This window comes from Paraburkholderia polaris, assembly GCF_012927345.1.
GTDB lineage: Bacteria > Pseudomonadota > Gammaproteobacteria > Burkholderiales > Burkholderiaceae > Paraburkholderia > Paraburkholderia polaris.
The window spans coordinates 1-21,165 of record NZ_JABBGJ010000044.1 but is presented as its reverse complement, the minus strand read 5'-3'; the positions used below and the strand labels follow the sequence as shown (position 1 = coordinate 21,165).

General features: G+C 61.2%; 18 protein-coding genes and 1 pseudogene. 8 read left to right on the top strand and 11 right to left on the bottom strand.

All coding sequences use genetic code 11. The annotated features are described in order from the left end of the window. The first annotated feature begins 27 nt into the window (after nucleotides 1–27). The gene (locus HHL24_RS33265; protein WP_169489543.1) at nucleotides 28–411 is read left to right on the top strand and encodes a nuclear transport factor 2 family protein; all 384 of its coding nucleotides are present in this window, start codon (nucleotides 28–30) and stop codon (nucleotides 409–411) included. A 57-nt stretch (nucleotides 412–468) separates the two neighbouring features. Here the strand turns inward: HHL24_RS33265 and HHL24_RS33260 are convergent, their stop codons facing one another. Beyond that, a complete protein-coding gene (locus tag HHL24_RS33260; protein ID WP_169489542.1) occupies nucleotides 469–1,233 on the bottom strand; it encodes a ParA family protein in 765 nt (254 codons plus the stop codon). Between the two features lie 490 nt (nucleotides 1,234–1,723). Between HHL24_RS33260 and HHL24_RS33255 the strand changes: the two genes are divergently transcribed. Continuing rightward, nucleotides 1,724–6,706 carry a response regulator gene (locus tag HHL24_RS33255; protein WP_169489541.1) on the top strand — a complete coding sequence of 1,661 codons (4,983 nt, stop codon included), beginning with the start codon at nucleotides 1,724–1,726 and terminating at the stop codon, nucleotides 6,704–6,706. Nucleotides 6,707–6,875: 169 nt separating this feature from the next. Here HHL24_RS33255 and HHL24_RS33250 read toward each other — a convergent pair whose 3' ends face one another. The 7 genes from HHL24_RS33250 to HHL24_RS33220 form a co-directional block, all read right to left on the bottom strand. Next, nucleotides 6,876–7,283, bottom strand: a complete 408-nt coding sequence (locus tag HHL24_RS33250) for an Hsp20/alpha crystallin family protein (RefSeq protein ID WP_169489540.1) — start codon at nucleotides 7,281–7,283, stop codon at nucleotides 6,876–6,878. 24 nt (nucleotides 7,284–7,307) lie between these two features. Then, the gene (locus tag HHL24_RS33245) at nucleotides 7,308–7,703 is read right to left on the bottom strand and encodes an Hsp20/alpha crystallin family protein (protein ID WP_169489595.1); all 396 of its coding nucleotides are present in this window, start codon (nucleotides 7,701–7,703) and stop codon (nucleotides 7,308–7,310) included. Further along, entirely contained in the window at nucleotides 7,704–9,464 is a 1,761-nt protein-coding gene (locus tag HHL24_RS33240; protein ID WP_206003134.1) for an MFS transporter, read from the bottom strand. 627 nt (nucleotides 9,465–10,091) lie between these two features. Beyond that, a complete protein-coding gene (locus tag HHL24_RS33235; protein ID WP_169489539.1) occupies nucleotides 10,092–10,400 on the bottom strand; it encodes an EthD family reductase in 309 nt (102 codons plus the stop codon). A 508-nt stretch (nucleotides 10,401–10,908) separates the two neighbouring features. Further along, nucleotides 10,909–11,349 carry a hypothetical protein gene (locus tag HHL24_RS33230; RefSeq protein WP_169489538.1) on the bottom strand — a complete coding sequence of 147 codons (441 nt, stop codon included), beginning with the start codon at nucleotides 11,347–11,349 and terminating at the stop codon, nucleotides 10,909–10,911. An 88-nt stretch (nucleotides 11,350–11,437) separates the two neighbouring features. Further along, nucleotides 11,438–11,767: a hypothetical protein gene (locus HHL24_RS33225; protein ID WP_169489537.1), complete on the bottom strand. Its 330-nt coding sequence runs from the start codon at nucleotides 11,765–11,767 to the stop codon at nucleotides 11,438–11,440. Between the two features lie 109 nt (nucleotides 11,768–11,876). Beyond that, the gene (locus HHL24_RS33220) at nucleotides 11,877–12,071 is read right to left on the bottom strand and encodes a hypothetical protein (protein WP_169489536.1); all 195 of its coding nucleotides are present in this window, start codon (nucleotides 12,069–12,071) and stop codon (nucleotides 11,877–11,879) included. Between the two features lie 497 nt (nucleotides 12,072–12,568). On the opposite strand from HHL24_RS33220, the gene HHL24_RS33215 reads away from it, so the two are divergent. The 3 genes from HHL24_RS33215 to HHL24_RS33205 all read left to right on the top strand — a co-directional run bounded on the left by HHL24_RS33215 (nucleotide 12,569) and on the right by HHL24_RS33205 (nucleotide 14,645). Continuing rightward, nucleotides 12,569–13,114 (top strand): SRPBCC family protein, encoded by a 546-nt coding sequence (locus HHL24_RS33215; RefSeq protein WP_169489535.1) that lies wholly within the window; start codon nucleotides 12,569–12,571, stop codon nucleotides 13,112–13,114. A gap of 284 nt (nucleotides 13,115–13,398) precedes the next feature. Then, nucleotides 13,399–13,707 (top strand): putative quinol monooxygenase, encoded by a 309-nt coding sequence (locus HHL24_RS33210; protein ID WP_169489534.1) that lies wholly within the window; start codon nucleotides 13,399–13,401, stop codon nucleotides 13,705–13,707. Between the two features lie 569 nt (nucleotides 13,708–14,276). Continuing rightward, nucleotides 14,277–14,645, top strand: a complete 369-nt coding sequence (locus tag HHL24_RS33205; RefSeq protein ID WP_169489533.1) for a BON domain-containing protein — start codon at nucleotides 14,277–14,279, stop codon at nucleotides 14,643–14,645. Nucleotides 14,646–14,926: 281 nt separating this feature from the next. Here HHL24_RS33205 and HHL24_RS33200 read toward each other — a convergent pair whose 3' ends face one another. Next, entirely contained in the window at nucleotides 14,927–16,144 is a 1,218-nt protein-coding gene (locus tag HHL24_RS33200; RefSeq protein WP_169489532.1) for an FAD-dependent monooxygenase, read from the bottom strand. A gap of 171 nt (nucleotides 16,145–16,315) precedes the next feature. Here HHL24_RS33200 and HHL24_RS33195 point away from each other — a divergent pair. Beyond that, nucleotides 16,316–17,263, top strand: a pseudogene (locus tag HHL24_RS33195) (LysR family transcriptional regulator). 120 nt (nucleotides 17,264–17,383) lie between these two features. On the opposite strand, the gene HHL24_RS33190 reads toward HHL24_RS33195, so the two are convergent. Then, on the bottom strand, nucleotides 17,384–18,502 hold the full coding sequence (locus HHL24_RS33190; protein WP_169489531.1) for an FUSC family protein: 1,119 nt from the start codon (nucleotides 18,500–18,502) through the stop codon (nucleotides 17,384–17,386). Between the two features lie 229 nt (nucleotides 18,503–18,731). Continuing rightward, nucleotides 18,732–19,316 (bottom strand): hypothetical protein, encoded by a 585-nt coding sequence (locus tag HHL24_RS33185; protein WP_169489593.1) that lies wholly within the window; start codon nucleotides 19,314–19,316, stop codon nucleotides 18,732–18,734. 451 nt (nucleotides 19,317–19,767) lie between these two features. Here HHL24_RS33185 and HHL24_RS33180 point away from each other — a divergent pair, with 451 nt between their 5' ends. Both HHL24_RS33180 and HHL24_RS43680 read left to right on the top strand, forming a co-directional pair. Further along, nucleotides 19,768–20,226 carry a hypothetical protein gene (locus HHL24_RS33180; protein ID WP_169489530.1) on the top strand — a complete coding sequence of 153 codons (459 nt, stop codon included), beginning with the start codon at nucleotides 19,768–19,770 and terminating at the stop codon, nucleotides 20,224–20,226. A 758-nt stretch (nucleotides 20,227–20,984) separates the two neighbouring features. Beyond that, a partial coding sequence (locus HHL24_RS43680; RefSeq protein WP_206003132.1) for a hypothetical protein occupies nucleotides 20,985–21,165 on the top strand: 181 nt, incomplete at its 3' end.

The window sequence follows — 21,165 nt, the reverse complement described above, 5'->3', positions numbered from 1 at the left end:
GATGTGAACGGTATCCGGAGGCACGCCATGCAGGACGAAAAAATACGTGAATCCCTGAATGCGCACTGGCAGGCGTCGGCGACCGGCGATGTCGACGCGGAACACGATATTTACGATGACGATGCCATCTGTGACTATCCCCAATCAGGTGAACGAATCGTCGGGCGAATTAATTTGCAGGCTCTGCGGAGTCATCATCCGGATAAGCCATCAGGTTTCGATGTCAGGCGAATTCAAGGAGAAGGGAATCTCTGGATCACGGAATACACCATCACCTATCAGGGGCGAACGGCTTATACGGTAAGCATTATGGAGTTCCACAACGGCAAGGTTGTTCACGAGACCCAGTATTTTTCGGATCCCTTTGAAGCACCGGGTTGGCGCAGCCAATGGGTTCAACCGATCGCGTGACGTCGCGTTGCGGCGAGATGAGCCCACTAGCTTGATAGCCGTACTTTCGATTTCCCGCTATCCGGCCAGCTCACGATGCAAGGCCCGATATTCATGCGAAAGTTTGTGTCCCGGATCAAGGTGAATGACGGGGGTCGCCTGCTGATGCGATTCGCGGATTTTCACGGACGAAGACAGCCGCGAGGCCAGCACCGGCAAGCCCTCGCTGACGAGTTCGTCGACCAGCTTTTGAGGCAGGCTCGCACGAGGCTGAAACTGGTTGATGACAATTCCCTCCACCTCCAGTGCAACGTTGTGATCCTGCTGGATCTCCTTCACGTTTTCCAGCAACGTGTAAAGCGCGCGGCGGGAAAAGTCATCACAGTCGAACGGGATCAGACAACGCTCGACGGCGATCAGCGCAGAGCGGGTGTAGAAGTTCAACGCCGGCGGCGTATCGATATAAATCGCGTCATACATGTCGAGTTCGTTGAGCGCGTCACGCAACTTGTAGATCTTGTAGCGGGATTCCAGTTTGCCGTGCAACGCGTCCAGGTCAGGATGAGCGGGCATGACGTCCAGATTCTCAAACGGCGTCGGATGAATGAAAGACGTTACTTCTACGGGCCTGAAGCTAAACGTTAGCGCGGTTTCAAAGAAGCCGGCGACGGTGGGGTGGACCTCGCTGGCCCGCGAGCCGAGCAGGTATTGACTTGAGTTCGCCTGGGCATCCAGATCGATAACCAGAGTGCGCAGACCTTCACTGGCGCTGATGGCCGCAAGGTTGCAGACGATAGTCGATTTGCCTACACCACCTTTCTGATTGAATACGACGCGCCGCATGTTCTCCCCTTGAACGGAAGCTGTCCCAAAACCCCAGCATACCTGAGTCAGCGGACCGGGACGGATACGAGCGGCCATTTTCCGGCATGGGTAGTTGTGTCGTTGAAGGGCAGAGCCCGTCGGCAACACGGATTGGGCATGGCATGCGGCGGGCGTGACTTACCGGACGCGCGAAGTCGTGGACGGGGTCATTTTTGCTCTGAAGCGCACCATACAGGCAGCACGATTTACCGGATTGAGGGCCGCCCAACGCGCTACGGGAGGCTTCAATTTACCGTAACACTCCGTTCGTAGCATTCGGCGAGCATCCCAGCATCGGCGCGTCGCTTTTGTGCGCTTGGAAGGGCATTCCGGTGCTTGTATAAGCGTCGTGCATGCGAGAATCTTGCGAAGCTGGTCTGTTTGCATTGAGGCGCTGCAGCACCAGTCGTGCACTGCTTGCGAACGTCGGTCAAATCAACGAGAAAACCGTGCCGAGGAGGTGGCGTCAATGAAGCCGTATAACCGAACGCTCGATGCGTTGCGCCCCAGTTTGACCACGAACTTTCTGGTCGGCGGCGGAGAAATGGGTGAGCTGATCCGCGCGTACGACTGGAGCTCGACTTCGCTCGGCGAGCCACAGAGTTGGCCTCAAGGTCTGAAGACCGCCATCCGCATCATGCTCACGTCGCGCCAGCCGATCTGGATCGGCTGGGGCCCGGAACTGCTGTTCTTCTATAACGACCCCTATAAGTCGATTATCGGCGGCAAGCATCCGGTGGCGCTCGGTCAGCCGACCGAGGTGGTGTGGCACGAAATCTGGAACGACATCGCGCCCCTGCTCGCCACTGCACTGACTGGCGAAGAAGGCACCTTCGTCGAACAGAAGCTGCTGATCATGGAGCGCAACGGCTTTCCCGAGGAGACTTACTACACCTTCTCGTATAGCCCGGTCCCCAACGACGACGGCAGTGCCGGCGGGATCATCTGCGCCAACAGCGACGATACCGCGCGTGTCATCGGCGAACGTCAACTGATGCTGTTGCGCGAACTGGCCGCCTCGACTGCGGATGCCAGGTTGTGGCGCGAGGCCTGCGAGTTGAGCATGCGCGCAGTGCAGACCGATTCGCACGATATCCCGTTTGCCCTGCTGTACATGGCCGAACCGGGGGAAGCGGACGTCACGCTGGCGGGCGCCAGCGGTATCGAGCCCGGCCATCGCGCGGCACCCGCATCGATGCGCGCTACCGACGCAGCGTGCTGGCCGTTTGCAGAAGTGCTGCGCACGCAAACCCCGGTGGTCGTGTGCGATCTGGCGCAACGCTTCGGCCCCGGGTTGCCGAGCGGCCCGTGGAGCCTCGAGCCGGCTCAGGCCGTTGTGCTGCCCGTCACGCCCGGCGGCGAGGCGGCACGGGCGGGCGTCCTGGTCGCCGCGCTCAATCCGTGCCGCCCGCTCAACGACGGCTATCGGGCCTTCCTCAATCTGGTGACCGGGCAGATCGGCGCGGCCATCGGTTACGCCCATGCGTACGAGGAAGAGCGGCGGCGCGCCGAAGCGCTCGCTGAAATCGACCGCGCCAAGACTACCTTCTTCTCGAACATCAGCCACGAATTCCGCACCCCGCTCACCTTGATGCTGGGTCCCCTCGAAGAGTTGCTCGCCAAGCCCGATGGGACAAGCGAAGTCGATCGCAACCTGATCGAGATCACGCATCGCAACGGCCTGCGGCTCCTGAAGCTTGTCAACGCGCTGCTCGACTTTTCGCGTATCGAAGCAGGGCGGTTTCAGATCAGTCCACAACCGACCGATATCGCCGCATTCACCGCCGAGCTCGCCGCGCTGTTTCGCTCCGCCATCGAGACAGTCGGGCTGCAACTGGAGGTGGACTGCGGACCCGCTCCGGTGATTGCAGCGATCGATCGCGACATGTGGGAAAAGGTCGTGATGAATCTGCTGTCGAACGCGTTCAAGTTCACGTTTGCCGGCACGATCAGGGTGACCGTGCGGCAGGCTCAGCACGGCAGCATCGAGATGAGCGTGGCGGACTCGGGGATCGGGATTCCGCCTGATGAGATTCCACGGCTCTTCGAACGGTTTCACCGGGTCGCCGGATCGGCGGGGCGCTCGGTTGAGGGCAGCGGCATCGGCCTCGCGATGGTGCAGGAACTGGTCAAGCTGCACGGCGGTACGATCCGGGTCGACAGCGTGCCCGGCACCGGCAGCTGCTTTACCGTCGTGTTGCCGCGCGCCACTGGACTCGTCGGCGCGCCGGAACCCGCGGTTGCCGCACCGGCCACGCTGAGCCGGCACGCCCTTGCGTATGTCGATGTCGCGCGGCGCTGGATTCCCGCCTCGAACCCGCTTTCCGACGTCGAGGTGGACGAGACGCAATCCTTGCTGGATCCGGCCGAAACGCCGGCGCCCCGCCCTGTCGGACACGTCGCCGGACGGGTGTTGGTGGTCGACGACAACGCCGATTTGCGCGACTACATGCGCCGCATTCTCAGCCAGGCGGGGCACGAGGTCACGGTCGCCGTCGACGGGCAGGACGCGCTGGAGACGGTGCGGGCGAGCGTCCCTGATCTGATCGTTTCGGATGTGATGATGCCGCGGCTCGACGGCTTCGGTCTGTTGCGCGAACTGCGTGCCGACCCCGCCTTGCGCGAAACGCCGGTGCTGCTGCTCTCGGCCCGTGCGGGGGAAGAGGCGCGCGTGAGCGGTCTCGAGTCCGGCGCCGACGACTATCTGACCAAGCCGTTCTCGGCGCGCGAGCTGTTGGCGCGCGTGGCGGGCAATCTGCAACTGGCCCGGCTAAGGCGGGAAACCGAACGTAATCTGCGTGAAGAGTCGCGGACGCTGGAAATCCTCAACCGCGTCGGTACGGCGGTGGCTGCGGAACTCGATCTGAGCCGGGCCGTGCAAGTCGTGACCGACGCTGCAACAGAATTGACGGGCGCCGCCTTCGGCTCGTTCTTCTATAACGTACCGGACCCGCAGGGCGGGCAGGCCGACGGGGGCGGCACCTACCAGCTGTACTCGCTCTCCGGCGCGCCGAAGGACGCGTTCGCCAGCTTGCCGATGCCACGCAACACCGCGCTGTTCGCGACGACCTTCAAGGGCGAGGGCATCGTGCGCGTCGATGACGTCACGCAGGATCCGCGTTATGGCCTGAACGCGCCCTTTCACGGCATGCCGCCGGGCCATCTGGCGGTCCGCAGCTACCTCGCTGCGCCGGTGGTCTCGCGTACCGGGGAGGTGCTCGGCGGTTTGCTGTTCGGCCATCCGGAAGCGGGCGTATTCGGCGCCCGCGCCGAACGCCTCGTCGTCGGTATTGCGGCGCAGGCGGCCGTCGCCATCGACAACGCGCGGCTGTATCAGGCGGCACAATCGGAAATCGCCGAGCGCACCAAGGCGGAGCAGGCGCTGCGCGATCTGAATGAGACGCTTGAGCGCCGCGTAAGCGAGGCCGTCGCCGATCGCGACCGGCTTTGGGAGCTGAGCGAGGATCTGCTGGTGGTGGCCGATTTCGAAGGCTCGCTGCAGCGTATCAGTCCTTCGTGGCAAAGCACGCTCGGCTATTCGGTGCATTGGCTGACGTCGCACTCCTACATGGAGCTGAATCATCCCGATGATGTCGCCATGATCACCGAACAACTCGAGCGCTTGCGGCGCACGGGCGTGCCGGCGCGTTACGAGTGCCGACTGAAGCGCATCGATGGTACGTGGCGTTGGATAGCGTGGACCCTGTCGTTCGACCGGGCTTCGGACCGCATCCATGGCGTGGGGCGCGATGTCACCGCCGACAAGGAAACTGCCGAAGCCTTGCGGCATGCTGAAGAAGCGCTGCGGATGTCGCAGAAGATGGAGTCGATCGGCAAGCTGACCGGCGGCGTGGCGCACGATTTCAACAACCTGCTGCAGGTAATCGGCGGCAATCTGCAACTGCTGGCGAAGGATGTGGCCGGCGCGGACAAAGCCGAACAGCGCGTGCGCAACGCGCTGGCAGGCGTGGCGCGCGGCGCCAATCTCGCGTCGCAGTTGCTGGCATTCGGCCGGCGCCAGCCGCTTGCGCCGAAGGTCGTCAATCTCGGCCGCTTTATTCGCGGGCTGGACGATATGTTCCGCCGCGCGCTCGGCGATGGCATCGAGATCGAGACGGTGGTCTCCGGCGGCCTGTGGAACACGCTGGTCGATCCGTTTCAGGTCGAAAACGCGCTGCTCAATCTGGCGATCAACGCGCGCGACGCGATGCGCGGACACGGCAAGCTCACGATGGAGGCGGGCAACGCCTCGCTCGACGACGCGTATGCGCAGCGCAACGCGGATGTGACGCCGGGCCAGTACGTGATGGTCGCGGTCACCGATACCGGCTCGGGCATGCCGCCGGAGGTGCGCGAGCGCGCCTTCGAACCGTTCTTCACGACCAAACCGGAAGGCCAGGGGACGGGGCTGGGACTGAGCATGGTGTTTGGCTTCGTCAAGCAGTCCGGCGGTCATGTCAAGATCTACAGCGAGCGTGGCCACGGGACGACGGTGCGCCTCTATCTGCCGCGCGTGCGCCAGGAGGAGGACCGCGAAACGCAAGTCGATGCCGGTGCGGCCAAGGGCGGTGCGGAAACGGTGCTGGTGGTCGAGGATGACGAGGAGGTGCGCGCCACGGTGGTCGAAATGCTGACCGATCTCGGCTACAAGGTCCTCAAGGCCAAGGACGCCCAGAGCGCGCTGGCCATTGTGGAAAGCGGCGTGCCGATTCATCTGCTGTTTACGGATGTGGTGATGCCCGGCCCGCTGCGCAGCACGGAGCTGGCGCGCAAGGCGCGCGAGCGCTTGCCTGCCATCGCGGTGCTGTTCACCTCCGGCTATACCGACAATGCGATCGTGCACGCCGGCCGGCTCGACGAGGGCATTGAATTGCTCAGCAAGCCTTACACGTTCGAGGCGCTGGCTCGCAAAGTACGCCATGTGATCGGGAATCAGCCTTGGCAGAGTCTCGATGAGAGCGCTTCTAGCGTGCGGGATGCGAGCCCTGGCGCGATCGCTGAGGGGCAGCACGACAAGGTGGGCGGGGGGATTCGTGATCAGTTTCGCGAGGCCGCGCATGCCGACGATGCGCCGGGCGCCGGCGACCCTATCAATCGTCTGCGCATTCTTTACGTCGAAGACGACGAGCTGGTGCGCCCGAGTACCGCCGAATTGCTGCGGACTTTCGGACTGCAAATCGTCGAAACCGGGGGCGAGGCCGAAGCGATGTGCATTCTGCGCGAACAGCCGGTCGACGTGCTGCTGACCGATGTCGGGCTGGCGGGCAAGTCGGGCGTCGATCTCGCGATCGATGCGTGCCGGGAGCGTCCACAACTGCAGGTGATTTTCTTGACCGGCTACGACCTCGTGCTGACGCCCGAACAGCGGCAGATGCTGCCCAACGCAATTCCACTGCGAAAGCCGTATGATCCGCTCGCGCTGATCGATCTGCTGCGACGCTGTGCCTGCTGAAGCAAGGAGGGCGCTTGCGAACTGACGAACCGGCACGGCCCATATGCTGATCGTTTATCCGCATCGCCCTTCCTCCATAACGTTCTGTATCCACACCTCCGCGAACGGGCGATGGCGACCTCGCGGCCGCCACCGGTTTTTTCCCCTCCTCGTTGCGGCTCTGCCGGGCTCAGTTCGTCTGCACCTCGATCCGGCGTGGGCGTGCTTCGTCGCGACGCGGAATCGTCAGCTTCAGCACGCCGTCCTGCAGGTTCGCATCGATTTCCGATGTGTCGAAGTCCGGGCTCAGCGAGAACGCGCGCGCGAAATGCGGTTGCCGGATCTCGGCGTGCTGCAGCCGCAGGCCGGCGGGCGTCGGCACAACTGCTTCGGCCTCGATATAAAGATTGCCGTCGTGCACCTTCACGTCGAGTTTGTCCTTTGTGACGCCTGGCAGGTCCGCCCACAGCGTGATGCCCTGGCTGTCCTCGAACACGTCGACTGCGGGTGCGAGCGTCGTCCGCCGTGCCGGCTGCTCACCCTCGCGTCGTGCTACCGCTTTCTGGTCGCGTTCAGCGACCTGTGTCCTGTCGTTCATGGCTTGCTCCTTGAATGCATGGCATTACTGAACGGTAATGGCTCGCGGCTTCGACGCTTCACGCTTGCCGACGCTGATCGACAGGCAACCGTTGGTGTAGCGCGCCTGCACCCTGTCGGGATCCGCATTCTGCGGCAGCTCGATCACGCGCCGGAAACTGCCGCTGAACCGCTCCTGTGCATAGGTGCGGCTGTCGTCCCGGGTTTTGTCATCGCTGCCGGTCTGGGCGGCCTTGCGCTCACCGCTGATTGTCAGCAGGCCCTTGTCGATCGACACGTCGAGTTCGGCCAGCTTGAGACCGGGCGCGAACGCGACGATTTCGATTGAGTCGTCGGTCGTACCGATGTTCACCTGCGGAAAGGCCCCGAAGCGGCCCGAGCGGATGCTGGACGGAAAACCGCCGAACCTCTTGCCCAGCAGTCACGAGTGAACTGCCGCCGCGCACCGAGGCATGCCAAACACGACTGCCGCCAGTGCGAGCAGGGCTATCGCTACATTGAACCACAGTGCTGCCGCAGCGGCCAAACGTAGCTCATCATTTCCTGGCCCAACCAATGCTTGCGCCGATTGACCATCGACGTTGGCAAGTGCCTCAAATATGGCAGCCGATGTCGCGACACCCAACGCGGTACCCAGCGAGGATGCCATCTTGTAGATTCCCGACGCCGCCCCTGATCGCGATTCCGCAACGCTCGACAATGCGGCATCGGTCGACGGCGTCGCGTAGATCCCAAGTCCGGCGCCAATCAAAGTAAAGCCGAAGAACGCAACGGTCACGTATTGGGAAACAGGCAGAGACGTGACGGTCAACAATATCAGACCGACAACCGTGGTCGCGCAGCCAAGTACCATCGGGCGACGTGGGCAACCCCAACGCTGCTGCAACTTTTCCCCAACCCGGATCATGACGAGGATTGCGACGAGATACCCTGCGGTCATCAGTCCGGACTGGAGCGACGAAAGTCCGAAAGCGCTTTGGACGAGTAACAACGCGATGAGCAACGCGCCCGCAACGCCATTCAAAAAAAAGTTCGACAGCGTAGAGGCCGTGTACGCCGAATTGCCAAACAAGCTGAAGTCGACAACCGGATAACTCGCGCGACGCTCGAAAAGAACAAACACAGTGGCGGCTAGACCGGATATGACGGTCGTCGTCACTATGAAGGTACTTAGCCACCCGACTTCTGCACCTTTAGCGACAACCAGGTGAAGAGCCACCATTGCAATAACGAAGGCCCATGTACCCGTCCAGTCGATTGGCCTCCTGTTGACGTCGACCACTTTGCTTTCGGGCGTTCCGCGAATTAGCGTCCAGCTCACGACCGCAACTAGCGTTGACATCCAGAAGATCCAGCGCCATCCGATCGTCGAGTCGACGGCGCCCGCCAGAAGTGCGCACAGTCCGGAGCCGCCCCATGAGCCAATCGACCAGAAACTGAGTGCCCGCTGACGCTCTTCGCCGTCGTAATATGCGTTCATGAGCGACAAGGTCGCGGGCATGATACACGCGGCAGACAGGCCCTGAATCATGCGTCCTGCCATCAGAAAAACAGCTGTGCCGCATGGAGACATTGCAATCAGCAGGGATCCAATTGCGCTCAATGCGAGCCCAACGGTAGTCACCTTGACGCGGCCGAACCGGTCGGCCAGTCCGCCCGCCACCACAATGAACGCGCCCGTAAACAGCGCTGTCACGCTTACAGCGATGTCGCTCACGCTATTGCCGATCCTCAGTTCCGTCCTCATTGAGGCCAACACATTGAATGTCGTCTGAGCAAAAAGCCAGAAGGTGACAACTGAGAGCACGATTCCAGCGATGAGCTTGTCGTCGCCCTTGTATTCAAGAATGCTCACCGGGTCGCTGCAACGGGACATTGTTGTTTCTCCTTGATCTCGGATGAGACCCGACGCCATCTCTCCCCAAGTAACCCAATGCGAACGGGACGCGCGGCATTGAAGCGTCGCCTGGCTTTCCAGTGAGATAAAGCGCACGCGGTTGCCATAGCGTCGGGGTGCGCGTGCGCCGCCTGATGCTGGACCGCAACGGGCAACGCGGGGGCGATTGCCATCGTCGATGGCTGCGGTGGTCCCGCCGAGAATTTCGAGACTCGTAACAAGCGCGACTGCCGTATTCACCGCATTACCGACGATATGCAGTCTAGATTTGATGCATGTCCACATGCCATATGTCGTTCGACATAGTGTCGCGTGAGTGGGCAATGCGTGCGGCTGCTCTTGAGTTGGTCAACTACGAACGTCCTGCCTGGGCCTTGACCATCGCGCGGGATACCGAGCCGAGAATGTCTCTCTATCCGCGATGGATCTTCCGCGTGTACATCACCTGCACATCGGCTTGGGATCCGGTTTGCTCACCTGCGGTCGGTAACTTCCGTTTTGGCCCGTGCGGCCGCATCCGTCGACATAGAAAGCGGGCCGCCGCGTCGAATCACGCAATGATTGGTTCACTTAATCAAGCGGTCGCGCAAGCGGGAATCACCGAGCGGCAGCGATGGCCGAACTGCTGTCCCCGAGAAGCCGGCTTGGGTGACCGGACCACTCTGTTACCTGCCGTTGAGCCCTTGGCAGCGCGACCGGCGGCAGTGGGTCGCCTGCCGCCAGTCGACAGCTGGTCGTTGCTGCGTCGTCAGTGGTATCTCCCGGCTGGTTCCCGTTTGGCTTCAGCGGCGGCAAGGCGGATTCGGACGCTGCAATTGCATGGCTAGGAGGCTGGCCGGATAGCGACCGGCACATCCGGTGCCGGACGCATTGCCTGATCGTTGACGTATGCGACCGAGACACTAACTAGGCTTAAACGTCTTTGGTGTCGAATACGAGAAGCTCGACTCCGGCCTGTGCGAAATTGGCTAGATCGCTCGCGCTCGTTCGGCCTTCGGGTGAATTGAGTGCCTGTTGCAGAGCATCCATCGAATCAAAGCTCAGGATCGCTGCGAGGTGATACGGAGAGTCGCCTTGCGGGGTCGCTACCGGCCCTGTACTAACTTCATAGCGCTGAAGCCCAGGTATCGTTTTGGCAAGAGGCACATGATTCGAGAAGTAGTGTGCGTCAAATACATCCGGGTTTGACGGCGTCTTGTAAAGTGCGATGAGCTTTGCCATGGTCAGTCTCCTTGAGCACCCGCTCGAAATCGGTGCACGACAGAATGAGCGCGTCGCGTTCCAAGCCGCCGACGGCCCGGATCATGCCGGCCTGATATGGGTTCGGGTGGACAACCGTCTTACCTTGTTGAGATTTCCGCTTGAATTCTACTCTGGCTGTGAACTCGCATCGAAACCTGTCACGAGTCTTTGCATGTTTGCCAGACGGCCTAAGGTCCCTTGAAGCCCGGACCTGCCCACGAGCGAGGATGTCAGTCATGGGTCCGGTAGTGTCGGTCACGACAGGCAACCTGCAAACTTAAACAACTCCAGACCTTCGCTCAAGTTGCCATACGGACATTCAAACGGCGGCTCCGCACCAGATAGCAGGTCTTCGTGTGCTCGATACGTACACCCCCCACTTCATCTGGAACCAGGACACCATCGCGTGGGTGATTCGGGCGTAGGGGGCGGCGAAGGCGCCAGCAGTCGATACGAAGACGGTTGATATGTTTGCAGACGTACCCGTTCAGTCGTGAGCCCCTTCTTCGATTATCTTCGGGTCAATGAATCCCACGGTTTCATTGGGATACTGGATGTGGACTGCTGCCACGACGGCGTCCTGTGGCACGTAGCATCTAATGTCTCCGCGGGTGATCTCGATCATCGCCCCGCCAGTGTCAACGGCGTCGCAAAGCGTCATGCGCCAATCCTTGTTCCGGTGGTGCTTGTGGAAGATGACCGGTGAGATATCGCCCCAATGCTTTCCATTCAAGATGGCGAGCCAACGCATTTTTTGATCCCCTTTGTGATTTTCAGGAAATCTTGGCATGACGCCGTATCCCACCCATTTCGGCGAGTGCCTGCGCCGCTTATCCGGGCCTGCTGTCGTGATTGTCGACGGCATCACGAAGGCGTTCAACGCCTGAAACCTGGATACCGCCGACGACGCACGAATTGTGTTCGGCATACGGCGGCATCGTTGATGATGAAACGCCGCCGCGGCGATGCCCTTTCGGCGTACCACGTGGCTGGGCCGTGGATGCGCGAGATGGATGTTAGAGGTCACCCTCGTCAATCTCGACAACGAATGGTTCGACTGCGTCGAGCGGACCAGAAGGCTCATAGTGAACGCCTCGATGCTGCACGATATCGCGAATACGCGAGGCAATCCTCGTCTGCTCTGGTTGGTTGCTGCTTTCGTAGCGGTCGATTGCCTCCGTATCGATGACGATGACGAAGGGCGCGTTGCGTCTCGGCGCGTCATCTGGCCCGACCACCTGCCATTCGATAACTACGTGGTTCGGCGCGCTTCCTTCAAGAAATTCAACGTCAGACGGGAATTCCTCGTGGAGCACGAATTTGACCCATTCGGACTCGCGAGACATGGCGATCTCCTCAAGAACATTTCTGAAATCCTGGGGCCGCGGCAAGGGCCTGGGAGGACGGTCAAGCCCGCATATTACCGTCGCGTGCGCGCTCACACGGTTCGACATGTCAGTGAATTCGCGCGAGCGTACGAAGCAGGGAATCTCCGTCCTGCGTAACGCGAGGGAGCACGGCACCGCCCGCAAGTTGCTCCATGGCGACCAGTTGACGTTCGAGCAACGCGTCAAGTTCGTCCCTGTCGGCAATCTGTTCGGCGGAGTCCTTGACGAGCATCAAGGTCGCAAATTCATGGGGGCTGAGCATACCTGTCTCCTGAGAGTTCGAGTAGGTGCTGTACGTGGAATGCGCCGGCTACTGGCTTGCGTGCCGTGCCCGCCAGGCTATAGCGCTCGCTTGCGGCGACGCATTACCGGTGGCGCGTTTGGCTGCGATATGCAGCGGGGAATTGATGGTAGCGGGCGGTTCAGGAGTACGGCAATTCGGGGTGGCCCGCATATTAGACATATTGGCCGTAGCGCCCTTCCAAAGGTGCGCGCCGATTAAGCGCTTCCTTCATCGTCGCGCCTCCCTTGTGAAGGGAACCGGTGAGCGAGTGGACGCTTGCCGCCAGTTTGAACCGTTCGATCTGGGACTTTGACTGTCCGTCCAGGGTCTCGGATCAGCCTGTACTTCCGCATCACGTCCATCGCTTCGTCGCCCCGGAGCATGTCGCGAAATGACGCCGGTCGGCCCTGATCGCCCTTGATCCGCCACTCCGCAGTAGGATACCTTCGTTCCGAACGTGTAGAGTACGCAGCGCTATGAAAAACCGTACACGGTGCGTCACAGCAATATTGCCTGTGCTCGTCGCCATCGCGTTGCTCTTTGTGCCATTGCCGCAGTGGGTCGGGCTCGACACGCGCATCGTTACGGTTGCCTTGATTCAACGTCCTTCCAAAGTCGTGTTCGACTATGTCACGACCCCGGCACACTGGCCAGTCTGGCATCCGTCATCGCTCGCGGTGAGCGGCTCCGTTGACCATCCACTCGATCTGGGCGAGCAGGTGACGGAGGAATTTCGTGTGGCGGGCAGACGCGGCCGCGTCGTGTGGACCGTCACCGCACGGGAGCCTCTGAGCAAGTGGACGATAGAGGGAAAAATTGATGGCAGATCGGCTGGCACCGTCACTTATTCGCTGACATCGACCGCGAGCGGAACGCGCTTCGAACGTGAGTTCACTTATCGCGCGCCGTCGTTGTGGTTCGCGACAATCAACTCGCTCGTGTTGCGCGCGCGGATTCAATCGGAATCCGACAACGCAGTTTTGCGACTTAAGAGCCTTCTGGAAGCAACACCGCAGCATTAGCAATTTCGCTCGGCCAGCGCTCCGACTTGCCGTTTTACGAGCAGACACGATCGACCGATGCAAACCAGCGCTGAACGGATTATTCAATGCCCGTTCTGGACGAGAGCAGCCGTTCATAGCCACTTCACGAATGACTGCAACGGGTGTGCACCGCCGGTCGCCAGTACGTGCGGCTCCGAGACGCAAGCGGAGCGGCACTGTGAAGCGCTGGCAGCATGCGTGGCCGAACGTGGCTATGATTGGAGGCGGCGATCTATGCCGAACCAGAAAAGGAGAATGTCGGGATGATTCACGTCATTGCCACGATCACTGCCCAGCCGGGTCAACGGGACGCCGTGCTGGCACTATTCGCCAAGAACCGCCCAGCGGTGCTGGCGGAAAAAGGATGCATCAGCTACGAGGCGGTAGTCGACGTACCGGACTTCGGGACGATGCAGACACCGCTCGGCAATGACACATTTGCCGTAATCGAGCGCTGGGAAAGCGCCGAAGCGTTGAAGGCGCATGCGGCCTCTGCGCACATGGCCGAATATGGACGCAATACCAAGCCGTTGCTGGCTAGCCGCGTCATCAATGTGCTGCAGGCTTGCTAAGACGGCGACTCGCACCGCCCCGTGTGTGTTAGCACGGGATAGCGCGCGGCCGTGCGCTTAAATGATCAACGCACGGCGTAGTCGTCCTCCATGCGGCGGCCCGTGCGAAACGTTCACCATCGGTCCCGGACCAGCGCGTTCGTCCTTGTCGAGCGGCAAAGATAAATATTTTTCGATCGGCACGCCCCCTTCAGGTGCAATCATTCGCTGTCGGGCCATGTGCCGCCATTCGATGAACATATGTGACTGACTGTCCGCTTCCCTGTGAACTTGAGCCGATAACGTGCGGCTCTCCGGGAACCTCTCGAGGCGCGACCTCAGAAGTTTGGCGCTGCCGATCTATTGGACCAAGGTCCTATTGTTTCTCTAGAAAAACAGGAGGAGATTGCCTGTGAGCGATTGCACACCCTTGCGCGTGCTCCCCAAAACTCGGCCAATGATCGGCGGGTTCGAATTGTGGGGCTCTAAGGCAGGGAGCAACCTACTGGGAACCAGCATGATCAGGCTGCGCCGTAGTGCCAGACCAGCGATCTCTGTGGGGATTCGTCGTGGCCCAACTGGAGCGAGCAATGAAAGCAATCAAGACATTAAAGGTGATAGGTAGCGCATTGATCGTTGTGGTATCCATCAATGCGTGGTCGCAGACTAGCGAATCCGCTGCGCCGTCGACTCAATCCAGCATGGCGCCGGCCGGCGGGGGAAGTGCAAAAGCCACCAGACAGGCGAATCGCGCACTCAGCAAGAAAGTGCTTCGCGCGCTCTCGAAGGGCGGTGTCAACACTTCAAGAATCAACGTAATTGCAAAAAGTGGCGCAGTGGCGCTGGCGGGATCCGTCACTGACGCGACCCAGATCGACAAGGCGGGCGAGGTAGCGAAGGGTGTGCCCGGCGTGACGTCCGTGAAGAATTCTCTGACACTTAAAGAAGTGGGTCAGTAATTCTTCTTGATCAGGTCGACCGGTTCGCCCCATCAAACGCCCACTCGACTGCCGGGGGTGAAGGTTGCTTCATAGAGCACCACTCCGGTTAGCCAAGCCTGCCGATAATTGGCCGATCTTGACCCGGTCCAGGAAAAATCGAACAGGCGGTGGCCTTGACGGTTGTTCGACGCCTGCCGGCACGCGGCGCAGCATGTTCACAGTCATCTCGACCACGGCGGGCCGAACAACCCTCACCGAGCCAGGACAGTCGTGCAGGTGTCAAACGAGAGGAGCGCAGTTCAAAGCCAGGTGCCGCCCTGGCGTTCGGTCGGCTCTTGTGCAAGGGCGTCGAAATCGTGAATCCAGTCCAGATGATGCAGCAGGCTGTCGCGTGCGCGAAGGCGGGCGTTGCGCGCCTGCGCCTCGGGTCCGTCCGGCAGATGCAACACGTCAGCCGTCGATATCGAGGCGTATTGCACCTTGCGCGTGCGGCCCCGCCGCAACCGCTCGTAGGCCTCCTGGGCCTCGCGCCAGCGACCCGGGCCCGCTTTGGCCAACTGCGCGGCCAGCACCACGGCATCTTCGATCGACTGATTTGCGCCCTGGCCATGGTGCGGCACGAGCGCGTGCGCTGCATCGCCGATGAGCGTCACGCGGCCCTTGCTCCAGCGCCCGAGCGGCGGACGATGGAATAGGCCCCAGCGCTGGCTGATCGGCACTGCCGTGATCATCTGCGCCACCGCCGGATGCCAGTCCTTGAACAGGCGTAGCTGCTCACCCTCGCTCGCCGGCGTGACCCACTCGCGCGATGGCCACGGCGAGGGATGGCGCTCGACGAGCAGAAAGTTCTGGTCGCCTTTGTCGCCGATCGGATAGTGAAGCAGATGGCCCTGTGGTCCGACCCAGAACTGGATGGCCTCGGGATCGGGCAGCAGATCCATGCGTCCAGCCGGCACCACACCACGAAAGCCTGAGCAGCCCGAATACAGGGCGTCGTCGTAGCCGAGCATCCAGCGCCGCGTGATCGAGCGTGCCCCGTCCGCGCCGATTACCAGATCGGCGTCGATGTGCTGACCGTTGGCGAAACTCAGACTCACACGATCCGGATGCTGCACGAGATCGGTCAGCCGATGGCTGAGATGAATGCGCTCGAGGCCGACCGCGTTCGACAGCACCGCCTGCAGGTCCGCGCGGTGTACGCCCCAATAGGAGCCGCCGAACTGATCGCGATAGCTCGGTTCGCCACGATGCTGTCCAATCACTTCGCCGCTGCGCCCGTCCCGATAGATCAGCGCGGGGATTTCAGCGCACACCGCGTCGAAGGCTGCACGCAGTCCCATGCGCTCGTAAAACCGCGTCGCATTCGCCGACAGCGCGACTGCCGCGCCGACCTCGCGAAGCTCGTCGGTCTGCTCGTAGAGCTGCGCGTCGATGCCATGTTCTCGCAGCGCGAGCGCGAGCGTGAGGCCGCCGATGCCGGCACCGATTATTGCGATCTTCAGATCCAGCTGTTCCATGGGGTGTCTCCAGTATTCAGACTGAGTGGTTGAGTCGGCACGGCATGCCTGCTGTGCTGAAGGCGGATGTGTGCGCCATGTCTGAATTCTCGGCACCGATCGTCCATTTCACAATAAAATGGGGTGAATTTGCATCATCACTGAAATCAATGAGACCGGGATACCCGCGTCATGAATCTAAGTGAAGTCGATCTCAATTTGCTGCTGCTTTTCCAACGGTTGATGCAGGAGCGGCGAGTCTCGACCGTGGCCGAGCAGATGAACATGAGTCAGCCGGGCGTTAGCAACGCCCTCGCCAAACTGCGTTGACGGCTCGGTGACCCGCTGTTCGTGCGTGGGCCTGGCGGAGTCGTGCCCACGCCGTTCGCGTTGGGTCTCGCTGAGCCGGTTTCCCAGGCGCTCGCGATCTTGCACGCCGCGCTCAATCCCGAGACCGGTTTTGATCCGCTGCGTGTCACGCGCACGATAACGATCGGCATGACCGATATCGGCGAGGTCGTCTTTCTGCCCGCGCTTGTCGAACGGCTGTCGCGCGAGGCGCCGGGCATTGCGCTCAATACGGTTCGCGACACGAGTGTCAATCTGAGCAACGAGATGGCCGAGGGCCGGGTCGATCTCGCCATCGGCCTGCTGCCGCAACTCAAGGGTGGCTTTTATCAGCGCCGTCTGTTCGATCAGCGCTACGTCTGCCTGTTCAGGCGCGGCCATGCGCTCGAAGATGTGCCGCTCACGCTTGCTGCCTGGCGTGAAGCCGAGCATCTGGTGGTGGTGTCCGCCGGCACCGGACACGGTCAGGTGGACGATTGGCTGAAACGGCGAGGCGTGCAGCGCCGGGTGCGATTGACCGTGCCGCACTTCATGAGCGTCGGCTACATCCTGCAACGAACCGATCTGATTGCCACGGTGCCGGAGCGACTGGCTTTGCAGCTGGCGGCGCCGTTCTCACTGAGCCTGCACGCATTGCCCGCGAGGTTGCCCGCCGCGCCGATCCATTTGCTCTGGCACGCGCGAGTCCAGCAGGACGAAGGCAATCGTTGGCTGCGCGGGGTGGTGATCGACCTGTTCGCGGACTCGGCGATGCAAGCGCGCAAAACAAAGTCCGTGCAAAAAAGCTTGTAGTTCGGAACAAGACATCGGGTCGCGCGGGCTGATCGACGCGGTCGAGCAAGCAACGGGATCTGGCGCCATAAACTGCCGCTCACAGACGTCATTGGAGCTGCACACAGTTCCGGTCGCTGGCTATTTGTTGGGGCTCGGAGATCGAAGCGGAAAAATGAACATCGCGGTGGCTAGGCCGATTGATCCGCCGAGGAGCGTCTCCCAGGCGCGGGCGGCAAGCAGCGGGATTGAGTGCACACCACTTGCCGCGAGCGTGACGATTAGCGTGAAAGCGAACGCCCCGCAGGCGATGTCGTAGCGCTCCGGCAACGCCATCGCATAGATGACCATTGCGAGTGCGGCTGCCGTCCAGATCAGCAGCGGCGCGTGCTCTGCGACCGGCAGACAGGCAAGGCCAATCGGAACACCAATCAAAGTACCGATAATCCTGCGCCGCACACGCTGTATGGTCCCGGTTGCCGAACCCGCGACGACGTACGTGCATGCGGTGATCGCCCACGCCGACTCCTCGAGAGCAATCAGGCCGTTCAGGAAGCAGATGACCAACGCGCCGATCGCCGCCTGCAGGCCCATGAAGAACTCCGGCGAACACCTTCCGGGCAACGGTTCCGGCCCGGCAGCGAGTGCCGCCACCGTGACGGGCCGCTCCGCGGGGCCGCTTAGCATGCGCGGCACGACCGACGCCAGCGCGGCGATCAGCGCAGCAATCCCGATCGCCCACAGATCGTCCTTTGTTAAACGAGCGCCGTATGCAAGCAACTCCCCGATATAGATTTGCGATCCGATGCCTGCGCCCAAGACGCCGAATCGTTTGAGATATCCGACCAGAAACGCGCCAGTCACGAGAACCAGTTCCGGCCCCGCCCGACCCGCAAGCTGCAGCGGCCTGGATAGAACCACGAACAGAACCGCGCCTAACGCAGCGGAAAAGCTCAGCAGCGTGAGATCACGGCTTGATTCGGCTCGTGTCGATTTGCCTTCGGACACGCTCGCCCAGAGGGCGAAGCTGCCGGCAAGATACCCTAGCGAGATGCTGCTGGGCACACTATGGGCAATATCCTGCAACGTCCCGAGTGCAGCCGCGATGCCGTACGCCGTCACGAGTCGCAACCCCTTGATTCGACGGTGCGTACCGGGATCGACCCGGTCTAACCAGCGGCCAAGCGCAGTTACCGGCCGCAGCATGCCCCGGCGCGATTTTTCGCCTTGATCAGGGGAGCGTTGCGCGTTGTCATTCATGAGCCTGTCCGCGATCTCTTCCGGGGAACACGCAAGCTGCAATGCGAATTATCCAGGCCGTCTCTGGAGCGGTGTCGATGCGTCGAATTGCGATGGTGTGTCACCTACGATACCAGGATCGTGCGCCAATCGCTCACTAATCCGGCTCAGGCTCGGCGCGAAGTCTACGAGACGCGGCTGGTCCAGATCGCGCATCTCGCCCGTTGGTCTTGCGTGGTTCGCTACGGGATCAGCTGCCCGGCGGCTGGGCCGGAACTCTCTGCCAGCCGCCAGGACAGGCCTTGACATACGGGTAGTAACCCTCGGGCTTCGCGCAGTAGTAATACCAGGAGGGCGCTTGCGGCACGGCGCCGCCGCCCATGTCCGCCTGCCCATCCTGCTCCATGTACTGAGTCGGCGACGGGGACACACCGACCGCCATAGGGCCGTAAGGGTAGTAGCCGGGGTAGTAGTAGGGGAACGGATAGGCGTAGTACGGGTACGGATAGGCATACACAAATCCCGGGCCGAAATAGAAACCAATGGACCCGCCGCAGCAGTAACCACCGTGGTAGTAGTAGCCGTGGTAGTAGCCACCGTGGTAATAGCCACTGCCATGATAAGAGCCGCCATTTCCCCAGCTGCCGCTACTGCCACTGCCATGATAGTCGCCGCCGCCCCAGCCACCGCCGCCGCCATGATAGTCGCCACCACCGCCCCAACCACCGCCATGATAGTAGCCGCCGCCCCAGCCCCCCCTGCCGGCCATAGCTGCGTCGCTAGCGCCCAAGGCCGCCAACACCAGTAATAGCTGGCACACTCTATGCCCATTCATGATGGTCACCTCGACAGTCAGCGCCGATTCAGATTTGACCCGCCGAGCCGAATCCCGCCCGGGGAAAAGCTAGCCTGAATGAGGACCGGCTACTTATAAGTGTATGAATTTTGGAGACACTTTTCCTACTTCGTGTTATGGGGCGCGGCTGTCGGCCGGATCGAACTCAAGAACGACGAGCCGGGGATGCTCGCGTGAATGCGCTGCGACAGCGACGGTTATCGGTGGGCGGCTGAATGGCCGTTTGGCCGTTGGTATTTCTAATGCGGGCGTTTCTGCGCCGAGGCCAATTGGCACAGGGGGGCGTTCACGGAAACTTGACACGGAACCGGGTTGGCCATGAACCGCCGGTCGCCCGCAATGCCGCATGGCCACTTGGGTGGCCGTCAGCCGACCCATTGCGAATGAGAGTTACACTGGAATACCTATGTTCAGGTGCCAGGAGACTTCTATGAGCAAGCATACCCTTGTATCGACTGCCACCGCGTTGCTGTGCGCGGGTGCCCTGACGGGCTTGATCACCACCCCGGCTCAGGCAGGCAACGCGCCGGTGAAATGCCATCTGACGTACAGCATGTCCGGATGGTCGGCAATTTATCAGCACGCCGAAGGACGCGGCAAAATAAGCTGCAGTAATGGGCAAAGGGCCGCTGTCACGATCAGCGTGCACGGCGGCGGCCTGACCGCTGGCAAGTTTCACGTCAGCGGCCACGGCGAGATCAGCAATGTCTACAGTATTAGGGATGTGTACGGGAATTACGCGCAGGCCGGCGCCTCGGCCGGCGCGGGGAAGAGCGGTACTGCTCAGGTGCTGACCAAGGGAACTACGTCGATGGCGTTGACCGGCAGCGGTGAAGGCGTGGACCTTGGTGTAGCAGTCGATGCTTTCAAGATCGAACCGGTGCGCTGAGACATGAGAAAGGCTCCCATGTATTCCCTACATCAGGCGTCATAGCAGTGGAGTCCGAGTAAGGCACTTGAAGCAGCGCAGTATGCCATCGGACTGGGTTCGGCCACGAAGGGACGTTCGATCTCGTCGCCAGAATCGCCGACAATCGGACTCTAGTAAAATGAACTGTCCCTTGTGAGTAGTCGCAAACTGCCAAATCATCGCGCCTCAGCAGAGGAAACATGATCTTCTTCGCGTGGTCCACCGCCGGAGTCGCCGCCTTTGAAAAATTGAGGCGCGATAATCTCGATTGCCAATTGTGGGTGCGTGGAGGCTTGCTAACACAGCAGCAACTCACAGCGCTTCGCTCGACTGGAGCGCAAGTAACCAATTTCACATGCGACATTGGGCCTGAGCATGCTGACACGATTACATACGCGATCAGTGTAATTCGAGAGCATCATCCGAACGAATCAATTTGGGTGGAAAGCTGATGGCGGCAACAGACCTTCGCCGACGTGGTGGCCAATGACCGCCCCATCAACTTGTCTGCGGAGAGCCGGCGGGAATGGCCGTTCCACCTTACAACGGGCCGGAGACCTTGCAATCGCTCGAAAGATATCTGAGGGGCGGTCCGAACCGATGGTCGTAGGCCCGGGTTCGGCCAAAAACGGTCATTGCACTGCCTGCCCGAAATTGACGACAATCTAACAGTCTAAACTTTGCGACAATTGGCACTGCTTGAATCGGAGCGGTCGTGATCAAGTGCGGAGGCGAAAATGGGTAAACCTTCGAGAACAGCGCTATTCTCTGCATCCCGCATGTGGGACTGGCCAACAGTCGCGGCATTATTGGTTGCAGCCCCTGAACTTGTTGCGGCGAGCGACCCGCAGGGGCACACCGCCCTGCATCGGGCATGCGCGGTCAAGCCTGGCAGTAGTCCACAATTGGTCGAACCGA